At 41.0% G+C, this 17,766-nt stretch carries 17 protein-coding genes; 15 read left to right on the top strand and 2 right to left on the bottom strand.

The window, feature by feature from the left end:
- Positions 1-78 precede the first annotated feature (78 nt).
- The 12 genes from rpoZ to JOC28_RS02490 all read left to right on the top strand — a co-directional run bounded on the left by rpoZ (position 79) and on the right by JOC28_RS02490 (position 13,086).
- Complete coding sequence (gene rpoZ, locus JOC28_RS02545; RefSeq protein ID WP_205009114.1) at positions 79-390, top strand: DNA-directed RNA polymerase subunit omega; 312 nt, start codon at positions 79-81, stop codon at positions 388-390.
- A 141-nt stretch (positions 391-531) separates the two neighbouring features.
- Positions 532-2,916 carry a primosomal protein N' gene (locus tag JOC28_RS02540; protein ID WP_205009078.1) on the top strand — a complete coding sequence of 795 codons (2,385 nt, stop codon included), beginning with the start codon at positions 532-534 and terminating at the stop codon, positions 2,914-2,916.
- A gap of 9 nt (positions 2,917-2,925) precedes the next feature.
- Positions 2,926-3,435, top strand: a complete 510-nt coding sequence (locus JOC28_RS02535; RefSeq protein WP_205009077.1) for a hypothetical protein — start codon at positions 2,926-2,928, stop codon at positions 3,433-3,435.
- Positions 3,436-3,651: 216 nt separating this feature from the next.
- Positions 3,652-4,587, top strand: coding sequence for a methionyl-tRNA formyltransferase (gene fmt, locus JOC28_RS02530; protein ID WP_205009076.1), 936 nt, complete (start codon positions 3,652-3,654; stop codon positions 4,585-4,587).
- A complete protein-coding gene (gene rsmB / locus JOC28_RS02525; protein WP_205009075.1) occupies positions 4,577-5,899 on the top strand; it encodes a 16S rRNA (cytosine(967)-C(5))-methyltransferase RsmB in 1,323 nt (440 codons plus the stop codon). Before fmt ends, rsmB begins: the two co-directional genes overlap by 11 nt.
- A gap of 46 nt (positions 5,900-5,945) precedes the next feature.
- The gene (locus tag JOC28_RS02520) at positions 5,946-6,686 is read left to right on the top strand and encodes a Stp1/IreP family PP2C-type Ser/Thr phosphatase (RefSeq protein WP_205009113.1); all 741 of its coding nucleotides are present in this window, start codon (positions 5,946-5,948) and stop codon (positions 6,684-6,686) included.
- Complete coding sequence (gene pknB, locus JOC28_RS02515; protein WP_205009074.1) at positions 6,686-8,584, top strand: Stk1 family PASTA domain-containing Ser/Thr kinase; 1,899 nt, start codon at positions 6,686-6,688, stop codon at positions 8,582-8,584. The genes JOC28_RS02520 and pknB overlap by 1 nt, the downstream gene beginning before the upstream one ends.
- Before the next feature lie 129 nt (positions 8,585-8,713).
- Positions 8,714-9,409: a cell wall-active antibiotics response protein LiaF gene (gene liaF, locus JOC28_RS02510; RefSeq protein ID WP_205009073.1), complete on the top strand. Its 696-nt coding sequence runs from the start codon at positions 8,714-8,716 to the stop codon at positions 9,407-9,409.
- A complete protein-coding gene (locus JOC28_RS02505) occupies positions 9,406-10,389 on the top strand; it encodes an envelope stress sensor histidine kinase LiaS (protein WP_205009072.1) in 984 nt (327 codons plus the stop codon). Before liaF ends, JOC28_RS02505 begins: the two co-directional genes overlap by 4 nt.
- 247 nt (positions 10,390-10,636) lie before the next feature.
- The gene (locus JOC28_RS02500) at positions 10,637-11,275 is read left to right on the top strand and encodes a response regulator transcription factor (RefSeq protein ID WP_205009071.1); all 639 of its coding nucleotides are present in this window, start codon (positions 10,637-10,639) and stop codon (positions 11,273-11,275) included.
- Between the two features lie 51 nt (positions 11,276-11,326).
- Entirely contained in the window at positions 11,327-12,727 is a 1,401-nt protein-coding gene (locus JOC28_RS02495) for a Cof-type HAD-IIB family hydrolase (RefSeq protein ID WP_205009070.1), read from the top strand.
- Positions 12,727-13,086, top strand: a complete 360-nt coding sequence (locus JOC28_RS02490; protein ID WP_205009069.1) for a S1 RNA-binding domain-containing protein — start codon at positions 12,727-12,729, stop codon at positions 13,084-13,086. The genes JOC28_RS02495 and JOC28_RS02490 overlap by 1 nt, the downstream gene beginning before the upstream one ends.
- 63 nt (positions 13,087-13,149) lie before the next feature.
- Here JOC28_RS02490 and cysK read toward each other — a convergent pair whose 3' ends face one another.
- Together cysK and JOC28_RS02480 are read right to left on the bottom strand one after the other, a co-directional pair.
- Complete coding sequence (gene cysK, locus JOC28_RS02485; RefSeq protein WP_205009068.1) at positions 13,150-14,073, bottom strand: cysteine synthase A; 924 nt, start codon at positions 14,071-14,073, stop codon at positions 13,150-13,152.
- Positions 14,074-14,175: 102 nt separating this feature from the next.
- Positions 14,176-14,826 carry a YigZ family protein gene (locus JOC28_RS02480; protein WP_205009067.1) on the bottom strand — a complete coding sequence of 217 codons (651 nt, stop codon included), beginning with the start codon at positions 14,824-14,826 and terminating at the stop codon, positions 14,176-14,178.
- Positions 14,827-14,870: 44 nt separating this feature from the next.
- Here JOC28_RS02480 and JOC28_RS02475 point away from each other — a divergent pair, with 44 nt between their 5' ends.
- The 3 genes from JOC28_RS02475 (at position 14,871) to hpf (ending at position 17,464) form a co-directional block, all read left to right on the top strand.
- The gene (locus JOC28_RS02475) at positions 14,871-16,178 is read left to right on the top strand and encodes an ATP-dependent helicase ComFA (protein WP_205009066.1); all 1,308 of its coding nucleotides are present in this window, start codon (positions 14,871-14,873) and stop codon (positions 16,176-16,178) included.
- Positions 16,175-16,837, top strand: a complete 663-nt coding sequence (locus JOC28_RS02470; RefSeq protein ID WP_205009065.1) for a ComF family protein — start codon at positions 16,175-16,177, stop codon at positions 16,835-16,837. Before JOC28_RS02475 ends, JOC28_RS02470 begins: the two co-directional genes overlap by 4 nt.
- A gap of 78 nt (positions 16,838-16,915) precedes the next feature.
- The gene (gene hpf, locus JOC28_RS02465; protein WP_205009064.1) at positions 16,916-17,464 is read left to right on the top strand and encodes a ribosome hibernation-promoting factor, HPF/YfiA family; all 549 of its coding nucleotides are present in this window, start codon (positions 16,916-16,918) and stop codon (positions 17,462-17,464) included.
- The last annotated feature ends 302 nt before the right edge of the window (positions 17,465-17,766 follow it).

The raw sequence follows: 17,766 nt of genomic DNA, 5'->3' as shown, positions 1-17,766 counted from the left end.
ATGTCTTGGGAGATGATTAACTTACTGTTAGCGACTGCATTTTGAAAAAAGTAACTAGAAAAGAGATATAAGCTTATGATGTTGAAACCATCTATCGATAAATTGTTGGACAAGGTTCCTTCAAAATACTCACTTGTTATCCTTCAAGCAAAACGTGCTCACGAATTGGAAGCAGGTGCTGAAGCAACTCAAGATTTCAAATCTGCTAAGTCAACACTTCGTGCCTTGGAAGAAATCGAATCTGGTAATGTTGTTATCCACCCAGATCCAGAAGCAAAACGTGAAAGTGTACGTCGTAAGGCGGAAGAAGCACGCCTAGCTAAGGAAGAAGAAGAACGTAAAATCAAGGCTCAAATCGCCAAAGAAAAAGAAGAAGGAGAAAAAATCTAAGATTGGAAATCTTAGATTTTTCCTGTTTTTTGAAGATGTGAACTGTTCTTCTTGCCACTACCCTAAAGACTAGGATTTTGAGGGAGGAATAGTTAGCACTAAGGAGTACTGAACACTGGCAGAAGGCCATAAAGGTAAGATATGACTAAAATTGCAAAAATTATTGTTGATATCCCGCTCATGCAGACGGACAAGCCTTTTTCCTATGAGGTTCCTGAGCATCTGCTGGATTTGGTTCAAGTAGGGGTGCGTGTCCATGTGCCTTTCGGTAAGGGAAATCGTCTCTTGCAGGGATTTGTTGTGGGGTTGGAGGATGCTGATGCAGCTGACTTGAAGCCAATCAGAGAGTTTTTGGATTTTGAGCCAGTCCTTAATGCTGAGCAGCTGCTCTTGGCAGACCAGATGCGACACACCGTTTTTTCTTATAAGATTTCGATTTTGAAAGCTATGCTGCCTGGGCTTCTCAACTCTAAGTACGACAAGGAATTTCACCCTCTGGCTAGCCTTTCCGATGAGGAGCGCCAGCTTTATTTTCCAAAAAATAGCCCTCTCCTAGCATCTGAGCTCCGTGAGGAACTTTCTTTAAAAATGGCAGAGCTGCTCAAGGCAGGCAAGGTGGAGCAGGTCTATCTGGCTAAGGATAGGCAGACCATCAAGACGCAGAAGCACTATGATGTTAATCTTCAGCTTTTGGAGACTTTGGAGATTGCAGGTCGTGCTAAGAAGCGTTTGGAAATGAGGGCTTGGCTCTTGGAAAATAGCCAGTCAGGTCTGCTTAAGGATTTACAGGCTCTTTATGGGCGTGAGGTTATCAAGTTCTTTGAAGATGCTGGTGCTTTAAACATTCGTGAGGTGGAGGTCAGCCGAGCCCATGCTTACTTTAAGGATGTCAAGTCCAGCAACTTTTTACAACTTAATGAGGAGCAGGCAGCTGTTGTTGAACAAGTGACGGCAGCCATAGGACAAGCTAGCAAGCCTTTTCTTTTAGAAGGTGTTACGGGTTCAGGAAAGACAGAAGTTTACCTGCATATTATCGATAAGGTCTTGCAGCAGGGGAAAACAGCTATTGTTCTGGTTCCTGAAATCTCACTGACGCCACAGATGACCAATCGCTTTATTTCTCGCTTTGGAGAGCAGGTGGCCATTATGCATTCAGGTCTGTCTGATGGTGAGAAATTCGATGAATGGCGTAAGGTCAAGTCAGGTCAAGCCAAGGTTGTCGTTGGTGCCCGCTCTGCTATTTTCGCCCCTCTGGAAAATATCGGTGCCATCATCATCGACGAGGAGCATGAGGCGACCTACAAGCAGGAGTCTAATCCCCGTTATCATGCCAGAGATGTGGCTCAGTTGCGGGCTGACTATCACAAGGCTGTGCTGGTCATGGGCTCAGCTACACCATCTATCGAGAGTCGGGCGCGTGCCAGCCGAGAGGTCTATCAGTTCTTGCAGTTGACCAAGCGTGCCAATCCCAATGCCAAGATACCAGAGGTGGAGATTTTGGATTTCAGGGATTATATCGGTCAGCAAGAGGCTGGAAATTTCACACCACCCTTGCTTGAAGCGATTGAGGAGCGACTGGCTAAGAAGGAGCAGGTGGTGCTCATGCTTAATCGCCGTGGCTTTTCAAGTTTTGTCATGTGTCGTGATTGTGGCTTTGTCGATGACTGTCCCAACTGTGATATTTCACTGACCTTGCACATGGATACCAAGACCATGAATTGCCATTACTGTGGTTTTCAAAAGGGAATCCCTAGAAACTGTCCTAATTGTCAGAGCCCAAGTATCCGTTACTATGGGACTGGGACCCAGAAAGCCTATGATGAGCTAGCAGAGATTTTTCCTCAGGCGAGAATTTTACGCATGGATGTAGATACGACTCGCCAGAAAGGTGCTCATGAAAAGCTTTTGACCAAGTTTGGAAATCATGAAGCGGATATTCTCTTGGGAACCCAGATGATTGCCAAGGGCTTGGATTTTCCAAATGTTACCCTGGTAGGTGTCCTCAATGCAGATACCTCCCTCAATCTCCCTGATTTCAGGTCATCTGAGCGGACCTTCCAGCTCTTGACTCAGGTGGCAGGTCGTGCAGGGCGAGCTGACAAGCCAGGTCAGGTCTATATCCAAACCTACAATCCTGACCACTATGCCATTCAGCTTGCCAAGGCTCAGGATTATGAAGCCTTCTACCAGTACGAGATGTCTATCCGCAGGCAGTTGGGCTATCCGCCTTACTACTTTACCGTCGGTCTGACGCTTTCCCATTCTTCTGAGGAAATAGCTGTGCAGAAAAGTTACGAGGTTATGGGACTCTTGAGACAAGGCTTGACAGACAAGGTTAAACTGCTAGGTCCGACACCCAAACCTATTGCCAGAACACATAATCTCTACCACTATCAAATTTTAGTCAAATATCGCTTCGAAGATCACTTGGAAGAAAGTCTCAATCGTATCCTTGACTGGACCCAGGAAAAAGACAATCAAAAAGTCCGAGTCATCATTGACCACGAACCACAGAATTTGATGTAGGGAGGTTCTATGTTTTTCATACTCTTATGTTTTGGTGTTTTCAAAATTTGTCAGAAGGCGAATGAATTTGAAGAGCTATCAAATTTTGAAATCCGAGTACTCCCTATCTATGCAGGAATCATGTTTTTGACCAGTATGGATTGGAGGCTACTCTCCCTTGTGGAAGTCTTGGGCTTATCAGTCATTTCCTACGCAATTGCTCGCTTTCAATTGACAAGTCTAGAAGTAAAAGAAGACAGCGAGAAGATTTTGATCAAAAAAGGGAATGCCTTTCTGATAGGCTGGGCTTTGAGTCTGCTTTTAGGAATTGGCTTGGAATACCTTAGCTTGGGAGAGTTATCTCTTCACCATATTCTAGAAAATTTTGGAAAAGACCTCTTTAAAGAATTATCAGTCGTGGGTCTATTCACCGCTAAGAATGATTGGTATATCTGGCTCATCACGACTGTTATGACTTATAGCTATAGCAACTATCTTCAAAAATATTATCCTAGCCTGACAAACAAAAAGAGCCAGTAAGCGACAAGGTCAAACAGAATTGCTATAATGATGGTGTAGTTTGACTTATTATTGTTTTTTTATGGATTTTATATCTTAGAGAAAGGAACTGAACATGGGACTAATTTTCTAGAGGAAAAGATAAATCATACCTAGACGTCAAGCGTCATCGGTAGATTTCCTATTTCCTTACGAAAATTTCCAGCAAGCTGGAACGTCCCTTTGTATCTTATTATTATGACAAAATTAATTTTTATGGGGACGCCTGATTTTTCAGCGACTGTCCTAAAAGGTCTTCTAGCGGATGATCGCTATGAGATTCTTGCTGTAACGACGCAGCCTGATCGCGCTGTTGGTCGTAAGAAAGAAATCAAGATGACACCTGTTAAGGAGGTGGCTCTTGAGCACAATATTCCTGTTTATCAACCTGAGAAATTGTCAGGTTCGACAGAGTTAGAAAACTTGATGGCTCTAGGTGCTGACGGTATTGTGACTGCAGCCTTTGGTCAATTTTTGCCACCCAAACTCTTGAATGCTGTTGATTTTGCAGTCAATGTTCATGCTTCGCTGCTACCTAAATACCGTGGTGGTGCACCAATTCATTATGCCATTATCAATGGGGAATTAGAGGCTGGTGTGACCATTATGGAGATGGTTAAGGAGATGGATGCTGGTGACATGGTTGCTAAGGCATCGACACCAATTCTAGATAGCGATAATGTCGGTACCATGTTTGAAAAATTAGCTGTTATTGGACGTGATCTTCTTTTAGAAACCCTACCTGGCTATATTTCAGGGGATATCAAGCCTGAGCCACAGAATCATGATGAGGCAACTTTCTCACCTAATATTTCTCCAGAAGAGGAGCGTATTGACTGGAATAAGTCAGCGCGTGAGATTTTTAATCAGATCCGTGGGATGTACCCATGGCCAGTTGCTCATACGATTTTGGATGGCAATCGCTTTAAAATTTATGAAGCGCAGCTGGTTGATGGTCAGGGACAAGCTGGTCAGATTATTGAGAAAACCAAAAAGACCTTGGTTGTTGCGGCGGAAAGCGGAGCTATCTCCCTAACAAGCGTCCAACCAGCGGGTAAACCTCGTATGGCAATCGCAGACTTCCTCAATGGTGTTGGTAGAAATCTTGAAGTAGGTGACCGTTTTGGCCAATGATTGGAAAAAAACAGCGAGAGGACAGGCTCTCATGGTCTTGGAAGAGGTCTTCCGTGGGGGAGCCTATTCTAATATCGCTCTTAATCAGCAACTCAAAATCAGCAAGCTTTCTGACAAGGACAAGGGGCTAGTGACGGAAATCGTTTATGGAACGGTTGCTCGTAAATTGACCTTGGAATGGCAGTTGGCTCATGTGATTGAGGATCGTGATAAGCTTGAAACATGGGTCTATGACCTGCTCATGCTCAGTCTTTATCAGTTGCTTTATCTGGATAAGATTCCTGCTCACGCTGTTGTTAATGATGCGGTAGCTATTGCCAAAAATCGTGGCAATAAAAAGGGTGCCGAGAAGTTGGTCAATGCTGTGCTGAGAAAATTGTCTAGTGGTAATTTGGCTGATCCTAGCACCATCAAGCGTCTTAACAAACGTTATTCAATCCAGTATTCCTTGCCCGTTTGGTTGGTCAAAAAGTTGATTGACCAGTACGGACAAGACCGTGCTGTCAAGCTATTTGAGAGTTTACATGAGCGTAATAAGGCTAGTTTTCGTGTGACAGATCCTGGTCGTTTTGATGAATTGGCTGCTGCTCTAGAGGCTGATCCTTCTGTCCTTTCTGAAGTAGGTCTGACCAAATCGTCTGGGCATGTAGCTGGAACAAGCTATTTCAAAGAAGGTCTCGTAACCATGCAGGATGAGACTAGTCAGCTGGTTGCACCGACACTCAACTTACAGGGTTCTGAGCAGGTTTTGGATGCCTGTGCAGCACCAGGTGGTAAGACTGTTCACATGGCCTCTTATTTGACGACTGGTCAGGTGACGGCGCTTGACCTTTATGACCATAAGCTGGCTTTGATTGAAGAAAATGCAGAGCGTCTAGGCGTTAAAGAGCGTATTGTTACTAAAAAGTTAGATGCTAGTAAAGTTCATGAGACATTTCCGCAAGACTCTTTCGATAAGATTTTAGTAGATGCCCCTTGTTCTGGCATTGGACTGATCCGTAGAAAGCCTGATATCAAGTATCATAAGGATTTGCAGGATTTTGAAAGCTTGCAGAAAATCCAATTGGAAATCTTAGCAAGTGTTTGTCAAACCTTGCGTAAAGGTGGTATAATAACATATAGCACTTGCACCATTGTTGCAGAAGAAAATCAGGAAGTCATTAGGAAATTCTTGGAGACACATCCTGATTTTGAGCAAGTTATGTTAAGACACGAAAAAGAAGATATTATGGTTGATGGCTGTCTTGCTATCACGCCAGAACAATATCTGACAGATGGCTTCTTCATTGCACAAGTAAGAAAAAAAGCCTAGTGTATTAGTAGGAGGAGAACTGACCTTGTCAGAAAACACTAAAACTATGGAAATTTCACTTTTAACAGATATTGGACAAAAACGTTCTAATAACCAAGATTTTGTTAATAAATATGATAATAAAGTAGGGATTCCACTTATCGTCCTCGCAGACGGTATGGGGGGGCATCGCGCAGGTAATATTGCTAGTGAGATGGCAGTAACAAACCTTGGAAGAGAGTGGGTTAATACGGACTTTAGCCACCTCAGCCAAATTCGTGATTGGATGATGGCTCATATTGAGCAAGAAAACCAGAAAATCTATGAGTTGGGTCAAACAGAAGACTATAAGGGCATGGGAACAACTATTGAAGCCCTTGCTGTTGTTGATAATAATGTTATTTTTGCCCACGTTGGAGATTCACGTATCGGTTTTATTCATGAAGGAAACTATACTCAACTAACAAGCGATCACTCTCTCGTTAATGAGTTGGTTAAAGCAGGTCAGCTGACAGAAGAAGAAGCTGCTGTTCATCCACAAAAGAACATTATTACCCAATCTATTGGTCAAGCTAATCCGGTAGAATTAGACCTTGGTGTACAGCCTTTGGAAGCTGGCGATACTGTTTTGATTAACAGTGATGGTCTGACAAATATGGTTTCAAAAGAAGAAATTGAAGCTATCATTACAGATTCATATCTGACTTTGTCAGAGAAAGCCAAAACCTTGGTAGACACTGCAAATAATGCAGGAGGCCTTGACAATATAACTGTTGCCCTAGTTAGATTCGACCAGGAGGATAATTGATGATCCAAGTTGGCAAATTATTTGCTGGCCGTTATCGGATCCTGAAGTCAATTGGACGTGGTGGGATGGCAGACGTTTATTTAGCCAATGATTTGATTCTTGATAATGAGGAAGTAGCCATCAAGGTACTTCGTACCAATTATCAAACTGACCAAGTTGCTGTTGCTCGTTTCCAAAGAGAAGCTAGAGCCATGGCAGAATTGAATCATCCCAATATTGTCGCTATTAGAGATATCGGTGAAGAGGATGGACAACAATTCCTTGTTATGGAATATGTTAATGGTTCAGACTTGAAAAAATATATTCAAGACCATGCCCCTCTTTCGAATGCGGAAGCTATTCGCATTATGAGTGAAGTTTTGTCAGCCATGACACTCGCTCACCAGAAAGGGATCATTCACCGAGATTTGAAACCCCAGAATGTCTTGTTGACGCAGGATGGTAGAGCCAAGGTTACCGATTTTGGTATCGCAGTAGCCTTCGCTGAAACCAGCTTAACACAAACCAATTCAATGCTTGGTAGTGTGCACTATTTATCACCAGAGCAGGCGCGTGGCTCAAAAGCGACCGTCCAAAGTGATATCTATGCCATGGGAATTATGCTCTTTGAAATGTTGACAGGTCACATCCCTTATGATGGGGATAGTGCGGTAACAATCGCGCTGCAGCATTTTCAAAAGCCTCTTCCATCGATCACAATGGAAAATCGAAATGTTCCTCAAGCACTTGAAAATGTCGTCATTAAAGCGACAGCTAAAAAGTTAGCAGATCGTTATGTGACGACCAATGAAATGAGTCGTGATCTGTTGACATCCTTGCAACCTAACCGCAGTCATGAGGCTAAGCTGCACTTTACAGACACAACAGATGTAAAACCTTTACCAAAGGTTGATCAAAATACAGCCAGTGTCACAACTGAGCAATTGCTCAATACACAGAGCTCGAGCAAAAAGAAAGCTAAAGCGGAAGCTACTTCTAAAGAGCTTGAAGAAGAACCAGTTCAAAAGGTTAAAAAAGCTAAGAAAAAACGAGGCATCTTAAGCATTCTCTTTAGAATTATCCTAGTTTTCTTTGTACTTGCCTTAGCGGGATTTGCCTTCTTGATGATGACTTCTAAGTCTACTGTCAGTGTTCCAGATGTGACAGGAATGACGCTTGAGACAGCCCAGTCAACAATCGAACAAGCAGGTCTTACTGTTGGTGATGTTGAAAATGTTGCTGACAGTAGTGTTGAATCTGGTCATGTTATTAAAACTGATCCAACTGCTAATAGCTCTAAAAAAGAAGGCTCTAAAATCACGATCTACCTATCTACTGGTAGCGAAAGCATTACCCTAGATGACTATACTGGTAAACAGTATAGTGATGCCGTCAGTGATTTGAAATCTAAAGGAATTTCTTCGGACAGAATTGTCAAAGAAGAGGTTGAAACTGATAATTATACTAATGGAGAAATTATCAGTCAGGATCCATCTTCTGGAAATGATTTTAGCTTATCAGGTTCTGATACTATCACCTTTAAGGTAGCGGTAAATACTAGCGTTACAATGCCAGATGTGACAGGTATGACTTATTCAGAAGCCAAAAATGCTTTGCTGGCTTTGGGATTGGATTCGTCACAAATTTTGACAGACTCATCAAGCCCGTCGTCAACAGCGACTGTTTATGCTCAATATCCTTATTATGGAGATAGCATCGGTATCAGTGCAGGTGATCAAGTAACCTTGTACTTACAAGAGGCTTCAAGTAACAGCTCGACAGCCTATTCGTCAAATCATAACAGCAGTTCGTCAACGACGAACTCAAGTTCATCAAGCGATGAATCATCGTCAAGCGATACGGATAGCTCTTCAAGTTCATCATCTAGTGATTCTGTAACGGAAGAGTCCTCAAATTAATATTAAGAGAAAGACTAGCTTTAAGGCTGGTCTTTTTTTGCTATTTTCTATCTATTTACAACCAGAGTCGGATGAATTTGGAGACTATTTCTGCTAGAATAGGAGTAATTGGGAAGAGAAGGAAAATCTATGAAAAAATTTCAGTTCTTTATTGTTGTCGAGGCAGTATTGTTCGCCTTGGCTATGATGAGTCTCTTGGCAACGGATGTGCCCAGATTCTTTATGATTTTAACGCTGACGCTTTTGGTCTTAAAATACTATAATGCGGGAAATCGGATGGATTTTCTCTTGACGACCAGTCTCTTGATTCTCTTTTTGATGATGATGACTAATATCTATATCATTATCGGGATTGTTTTTGGTGTTATCTATATTCTGATTAATCATTTTGCCCAGGTCAAGTCTAAGAACCGTCAAGCAACTATACGATTTAAGGAAAAAGATATCTTCTTCAAGCCGAGTCGCAATCGTTGGATTGGTAATGTGAGTCATCAAGGTGATGCCTATGGTTTTGATGATATCAACATTATTCGTCTCAGTGGACGTGATACCATTAACCTTGATAATGTCATTGTTCGAGGTTCAGATAATGTCATCATTATTCAAAAGGTCTATGGTCCGACAGAAATTCTGGTTCCCATTGATGTAGCTGTGCAGCTCAGTGTTTCTTCGGTTTATGGTAGCGTCAGCTTTTTTCAAGATGGTGACTATGATTTGCGAAATGAGGCAGTAAAGTTGATGACGCCAAACTTTCCAGAAAGTCAAAAGCGTGTCAAGATTATCGTCAATGTTTTGGCAGGAGATACTGAGGTGAAGGGCGTATGAAAAAGCAACAAATTTTCCTACTTTTCTTCTATGCCTTGGTGACAGTGGTTTCCATTGTTTTCATTATTATTGACAGCTTTGATCTCTCACTAAAGCAGGTTTTCGCTAATGTTGAGTTGCTCAATCAGTTTGTCTTTTCTATCCTTCTATTGACCCTATCCTTGACGATTATGCTGGTTTTTGTGGCAATGCTGAGCGATTATAATTCCAAGAGGATTATTCATAAGAATATCAAGCGGATTAGCAATAACCGTGAGTTGATCAAGGATAATAGTGATATTGGTTATAGCTTGCAGCTCTTGTCCTTAAAAATGAAGGAATTGACCAGACGATTGCAGGAGACAGAAAATGCCAGTCTTATGAATGGCGAAGAGCTGGTTATGAATGAGCGTAAGCGGATTGCCCGTGATCTTCATGATACCGTCAGTCAAGAACTTTTTGCAGCTTCCATGCTAGTATCTGGAACAAGTCTTAGTCTAGATCATTTGACCAGTGATCAACTTAAGACCCAGCTTCAAGCGACTGAGGAGATGATTAATACTGCACAGAGAGACTTGAGGATTTTGTTGCTGCACTTGAGACCAACGGAACTAGAAGGACGCACTCTGTCAGAAGGTTTCAAGGTCTTGATTCAAGAATTGACAGATAAATCAAGTATCAAAGTTACCTTCAAAAATGATGTGACTAGCCTACCCAAGACCATAGAAGACAATCTCTTTCGGATTGCTCAAGAGTTTATTAGTAATACTCTCAAGCATTCTAAGGCTAAACATTTGGAGATTTATCTCCATCAGACGGACAATGAAGTCCAGCTCAAGATGACTGACGATGGTATTGGATTTGACATCAATCAAGAGAGAAGTCTTAGCTATGGCTTGACCAATATTGAAGACCGTGTCAAGGATTTGGCGGGTCGTATCAAGCTACTTAGTGGTGAAAAGCAGGGCGTTAGCATGGATATCCGAGTTCCTATTACCTAAATGGAACATGGGTTACAAACGGTGCAAAAGGATAAAAGTCCTAGTAAGTCAACGAAATAGAAGATTTCGGACTTACCGAATATTTTTGCTTTGCGTTTTACGGCTTTTGTATCATTGTATTTGAACACGGGCTAAGGTCTTGGCAAAAAAGACTCTTTTTCCTAGAGTCTAGCGACTCTGCGTCAAAATCCCTATTTTTGCTGAGACCTTTTTACGCCCTTTGTATCATAAATTAAGGAGAAAATGAATGACAAAGACATCGATTATTCTAGTTGATGACCATGAGATGGTTAGACTAGGTTTAAAGAGCTTTTTGAATTTACAGACTGATGTCGAGGTAATCGGCGAAGCTTCTAATGGAGCTGAAGGTGTGGAGATGGCGCTAGACCTGAAACCAGATGTAGTGGTTATGGACTTGGTTATGCCAGAGATGGACGGTGTTGAAGCGACGCTGGCTATTCTCAAAAAATGGAAAAAAGCACAGATTCTCGTTTTGACCTCTTATTTGGACAATGAAAAAATTTACCCTGTCATAGAAGCAGGTGCTAAGGGATATATGCTAAAGACTTCTAGTGCAGCTGAAATTCTCAATGCTATCCGAAAAGTTGCCAAGGGCGACTTAGCTATTGAGACAGAAGTAGATCAGAAGATCAAGGATCACGATGAAAATCCTGATCTACATGATGACTTGACTGCGCGTGAGCGTGATATTCTAAGACTTCTAGCCAAAGGCTATGATAATCAGACCATCGCAGACCAACTTTTCATTTCCTTGAAAACTGTCAAAACGCATGTGTCTAATATTTTGGCTAAATTGCAGGTCGATGATAGGACTCAGGCGGTTGTTTATGCCTTTAGACATCATTTAGTTCCACAAGATGAGTGAGAAAATGGTATAATATAAGAGAACGTTATCATATTTTGAAGAGGTTATAGGATGGACGCAAAAACAAAGTACAAGGCAAAGAAAATCAAGATTGTCTTTTTTGATATTGATGATACACTTAGACGCAAAGAGACAAGTTACATGCCAGAATCAGTCAAGGTAGCTTTTGCTGACTTGAAAGCTAAAGGTATTCTGACAGGGATTGCAACAGGACGTGCCCTCTATGGTGTTGTTCCTGAGATTCGCGATCTTGAGCCAGATTACTTTGTCACTATCAACGGGACTTATGTGATTGATAAGAAAAAACAAGAAATTTTCAATCAACCCCTAGATCCAGAAGTGACTAAGGCCTATGTTGACTGGTGTCAGCAGGAAGGTATCGCTTATGGTTTTGCTGGTAAAGATAAGCCAGTTGTTTCAGAGCGTAGCCAGTTGATCGATGACGCCATGATTCCAGTCTATGGACTTTGCGATGTTGAGCCTGATTTTCATTTGACCAATGATGTTTATCACATGTGGACTTTTGCGGAAAATAATGCAGAGCTGGAACTTCCAAAAGAACTAGCTGGCCATGTTCGCTTAGTACCTTGGCACCAGCATTCTTCTGATGTTGTTAAAAATGGTATTTCGAAAGCATCAGGAGTTGAAGAAGTCCTAAAGGCTGAAAAATTAAAAGCAGTCAATGCCATGATGTTTGGTGATGGGCCAAATGATATGGAAATTTTTGACTATGTTGGTCTTAAGATTGCCATGGGCAACGCTGTCCCAGAAATCAAAGCAAAAGCGGATTACGTTACAGATACAGTAGAAGAAGATGGCATCTTTAATGCCTTGGAGAAATTAGGAATGGTAGAAAAACAATTAAACTTCCCACAACTTAACCTTGCTGAGTCAGAAGGCCCAGTTGCAACAATTAAAACAAACCACGGGGACCTTGTTATCAAGCTCTTCCCGGATCATGCGCCTTTGACAGTAAAAAACTTTGTTGATTTGGCTGAAAGTGGCTACTACGATGGTGTTATTTTCCACCGTATTATCAAAGACTTCATGATTCAAGGTGGCGACCCAACAGGTACTGGTATGGGTGGCGAGTCTAGCTTTGGCGGCAGTTTCCAAGATGAATTCTCAGATGAGCTTTACAATCTTCGTGGTGCCTTGTCAATGGCTAACGCTGGTCCAAATACAAACGGCAGCCAGTTCTTTATTGTTCAAAACAGCAACCTTCCATACAGTGCCAAAGAATTGTCACGTGGTGGTTGGCCAGAAGCTATTGCTGAAAATTATGCGGCAAATGGTGGAACACCACACCTAGACCGTCGTCACACAGTTTTTGGACAACTTGCAGATGAAGAGTCTTACAAAGTCTTGGATGCTATCGCAGCTGTTGAAACTGGTGCACAAGATAAACCTGTTGAAGATGTTATTATTGAAACAGTTGAGGTTTCTGACTAATGAAAATTGGTGATAAGATAAAAGGGACTATCACAGGCATCAAGCCTTACGGTGCCTTTGTCAGCTTGGATAATGAGACAACAGGACTCATCCATATTTCTGAAATCAAGACAGGTTATATTGATAATATCTTCAACACTCTGTCTATTGGTCAAGAAGTCTTGGTGCAGGTTGTCGATTTTGATGAGTTCACCAAAAAGGCAAGCCTGTCTCTCAGAACACTAGAAGAAGAGAAACATCAATTTCCTCATCGCCATCGCTTTTCAAATAGCCGTTATAAAATCGGATTTAAGCCACTGGCAGATAGCCTTCCAGAATGGATTGATGAAAGCCTAGACTTTTTAAAACAAGAACACTAAACAAAAAGCTAAGTTTACCATAGAACGGTAACTTAGCTTTTTTGTTTGTATTAGATTTTCTTTTTAATCATTATATAGTGCAGTTGAGAGGTAACGTTCTCCGTTATCTGCTGCGAGTGCCAAGACTTTTTTGCCTTTTCCAAGTTTTTTAGCAACTTCGATAGCAGCCCAAACTGCTGCTGAACCTGAGATTCCGATAAGGAATCCTTCTTGTCCACCAAAGTTACGACCAGTAGCAAGAGCATCGTCAGATTTCACACGAATAACTTCGTCATAACTTTCAGTGTCAAGTGCTACTGGGATAAATCCAGTTGAGATACCTTGAATTTTGTGTGGGCCAGGTTTGTCACCTGAAAGTACAGCTGATTCGTCAGCTTCAAGTCCGTAAATCTTAATATCAGGATTATCTGCTTTGAGGACACGAGAAACACCAGTGATCGTACCACCGGTACCGATACCAGCTACAAAGGCATCTAGTCCCTTAGAACCAAAAGCTTCAAGGATTTCAGGACCAGTTGTTGCTTCGTGTACGGCAGGGTTAGCAGGATTATCAAATTGTAGAGGAACCCAGCCACCAACTTCTTTCGCAATTTCATGAGCTTTATCAATCGCACCTTTGGTACCAGCAGTACCAGGAGTCAAAACAAGTTCAGCTCCATAGGCTTTAATCAATTTTTGACGTTCAACACTCATTGTTTCAGGCATAGTGATAATGACTTTGTAGCCTTTAGCAGCCCCTACCCAAGAAAGTCCAATACCAGTATTACCTGAAGTTGGCTCAACAATAGTATCACCTGGTTTGATAATACCACGTTTCTCAGCATCTTCAATCATGTTAAGAGCAATACGATCCTTAACAGAAGAACCAGGGTTAAATGCTTCAAGCTTAACGTAAACGTCAGCAGCATCTTCTGGAACGATATGGTTGAGTTTGACGATAGGAGTTTGTCCAATGAGTTCAGTGATATTGTTATAAATCTTTGCCATGATAATACCTCTCTTAAATCAATATGTTTTCAGTATAAGGCTTATAGGCTTAATTGTAAAATAACTATTTTTTATCACAGTGATAGGCGTTTGTTATCGCTATCAATTTTCCTCACTTGTCTCAAGAGTAAGCGGAAGCTCGACGATTTGACTTCCAGCTTCTTCCACTCGAACCTTACCTTGGTAAAATTCTGTCAGAGAAGCTAATGTTCCCTCAACTTTTTCTGGATCAACATAGATGGTACTAGTAACTTCCTCTAAAAAGAGAGGTTCCTGTTCCAGTAGGTTTTCTTGACTGAGAAAATTGGCAAAGGTTTGGTACTGAGGATAGGTCAAAGTAACTTTCAAACCTGTCTGCTCCTTAACTTCTACGATTCCAATTTCTTTAAGCGCGTGACTGACACTACCTGCATAAGCACGGATAAGACCACCAGCACCCAGCTTGGTTCCACCAAAGTAACGTGTCACCACAGCCACCACATTGGTCAGGCCCTGCTTTTCCAAAACAGTTAGCATGGGTACGCCAGCTGTACCAGAAGGTTCCCCATCATCACTTGAACGCTTGATACTACTATCTTCTCCGATGATCATGGCAGAGCAGGAGTGGCTAGCTTTGTAATGTTCTTTTTTGATTTGAGCGATAAACTCACGTCCTTCTTCCTCAGTTTCAATACGTCTGAGTTGGCAGATGAAACGTGACTTTTTAATCTCTTCCTCGGCAATGCCGTCTTGAAAAATAGTTTTGTAATTCATAAGAAAATTTTATCATAAATTCAAGTAACTGCGAATAAATAGTTATGGAGAACTTTCAAGATTACTATGGTCGCTTATTGACCAGCAATCAATTAAGTGATGACGAGAAATTACATGCTAGTCAGCTTCCGACAATTCTTAAGGCTAAAAAGGGAAATACCTGTCAACGATGTGCTAGTCTGATTGAGAAGGACTGGTTATTAGCAGATGGGACTTCTTATTGTAGAAATTGCATTCTTTTAGGAAGGATAAGGAGTTCAGAAATGCTTTATAATTTCCCTGCTCAGCCATTTCCCAAGAGAGACAAGTCTGTCCTAGTCTGGGAGGGACAGTTGACCCCCTATCAAGAGGAGGTATCAAATGGCTTGGTGACGGGTTTTCGTGAAGGCAAGCAACTTCTAGTTCATGCAGTGACAGGAGCAGGTAAAACGGAGATGACCTATCAGGTTATTGCAGATTGTATCAATCGTGGCGGACAAGTTTGTCTGGCTAGTCCTAGAATTGATGTCTGTAAGGAGTTGTATGAGCGTCTTAACAGAGATTTTGATTGTAAGATTGTTCTCCTTCATGGTGAATCTGAAGACTACCAAAGAGCACCCTTGGTTATCGCAACGACCCATCAACTTCTCAAATTTTACCATGCTTTTGACCTACTCTTGATTGATGAGGTGGATGCTTTTCCTTATGTCGATAATCACATGCTCTATCACGCTGTTGACCAAGCCATTAAACCAAATGCCAGTCGTATTTATATGACAGCCACTTCGACAAAGATGCTTTCAAAAAAAGTTGAGCGAAAAGAACTGGAGTTACTTCACTTAGCAAGACGTTTCCACGCCAACCCACTTGTTATTCCAAAATTTATGGAAAACCAGAACTTCCCCAAGGCATTTACAAAGGGAAAACTAGATAGTTTTTTCAAAAAACAGTTTGACTTGCAGAGAAAAACAAGATTTCCGCTTCTAATTTTCTTTCCTAATATTGAAAGAGGAGAAGCATTTACCAAACTTTTGCAAACTTGCTACCCTGAGGAAAAAATTGGCTTTGTTTCTAGTGTTACGGAAAATCGAGCAGAGCTGGTCCAACAGTTTCGACAAGAAGACCTGACCATATTGATCAGTACGACCATTCTTGAGCGTGGAGTTACCTTCCCTTGTGTCGACGTTTTTGTCATGGAGGCTCAGCATAGACTCTATACTTCCTCATCTTTGGTGCAAATAGCAGGGCGGGTTGGTCGTGCTAGTCAACGACCTGATGGTTTGGTTTACTTTTTTCATCAAGGCATTTCAAGAGCTATGCGACGAGCAGTCAAAGAAATCAAGACCATGAATCAAAAAGGAGGATTTGAATGAACTGCCTTCTCTGCCAAGAAAGTCTCACAGAAAAGATAAGTTTTCTTGACTTACTTACTATTAGACAAAATCAAAAGACCCTATGTCCGACCTGCCAAGCAGGATTTGAAGCTATTTCTGATAATCATTGTCCATCTTGTTTTAAATCTCATCAAGATACTGTTTGTTCAGATTGTCTTATTTGGAAAGAAAAAGGGGAAACTATCAGTCATGAATCTATCTATCAATATAATCAAGCCATGAAGGATTATATGTCTCGCTTTAAATTTATGGGTGACTATCTTCTCAAGGATGTTTTTAAACAAGACTTGAAAAAAGCTTTGAAAGCTTATAAGGATTTTCAAGTTGTTCCAATTCCTATGGATAAGGAAAATCAGAAGCTAAGAGGATTTAATCAAGTTGAAGCTCTTTTAGAGGCGGCAGGGATTCCATATTTGTCACTTTTTGAAAAAGAAAAGGTAATAAAACAATCGTCTAAGTCGAGAAAGGAGCGATTAGTAAGTAAAAATCCCTTTCAGTTAAGAAAAGATTTACCAAAATTAGATAAAGTAATTATTGTAGATGATGTCTATACGACTGGTGCAACTTTATTGCATGCAAAAACTCTCTTACAAGAAGCAGGTTGTTCTAAGGTTTTGACATTTTCTTTAGCAAGATAACAAAAAAACTTGCAAATTTTCATGAAAACAGTATAATAAAGATAAAGAAAGCGCTTAAATGCGAGAAAGAGGTATCTTATGATTAAATATAGTATCCGTGGTGAAAACATTGAAGTAACAGAAGCTATCCGTGACTATGTTGAAAGTAAGCTCGGCAAAGTTGAAAAATACTTTAACTCTAACCAAGAGTTGGATGTCAGAGTCAACCTAAAAGTATATCGTGAGAAAACAGCTAAGGTTGAAGTAACAATTTTGCTTGGTTCAGTAACACTCAGAGCAGAAGATGTCTCACAAGATATGTATGGATCAATTGATTTGGTTGTTGACAAGATTGAACGACAAATCAGAAAAAACAAAACAAAAATCTCAAAGAAACATCGTGAAAAAGCACCAACCGGTCAAGTCTTTACAGATGAGTTTGAAGCTGAAAACATTGAAGAGAGTCCAGCAAGTAAAGTTGTTAGAACAAAACATGTTACATTGAAACCAATGGACTTGGAAGAAGCCCTTCTACAGATGGAATTACTTGGACATGATTTCTTTATCTATACAGACTCTGAAGATAGTGTGACGAATATTCTCTACAAACGTGAAGATGGAGAATTGGGTCTCATTGAAGCAAAATAGTAAATGCAAAAGTCATTGCCGAAAGGCAGTGACTTTTTTTTAAAAACGAGATTGACACATTAGTAAAGAATTTGCTATACTAATTGAGTTCCGATCGCGAGGTTAGAACGTAAAAAAAACTTTTTCAAAAAACTTGTTGACAAGGGAGGAAGAAGTTGATATACTGAATAAGTTGTCTCGAGAGAGCAACTAAGTGAACGAAAAACTTTTTTAAAAAAGTAGTTGACAAGAGTTAACAAGTTTGCTAGAATATAGAAGTTGTCTCTTAGGAGACAACAAGACCTTTGAAAACTGAACAAGAA

It is taken from the genome of Streptococcus loxodontisalivarius (assembly GCF_016908645.1).
Lineage (GTDB): Bacteria > Bacillota > Bacilli > Lactobacillales > Streptococcaceae > Streptococcus > Streptococcus loxodontisalivarius.
The sequence above is the reverse complement of the archived record's forward strand: the minus strand, read 5'-3'. Positions and strand labels throughout refer to the sequence as shown.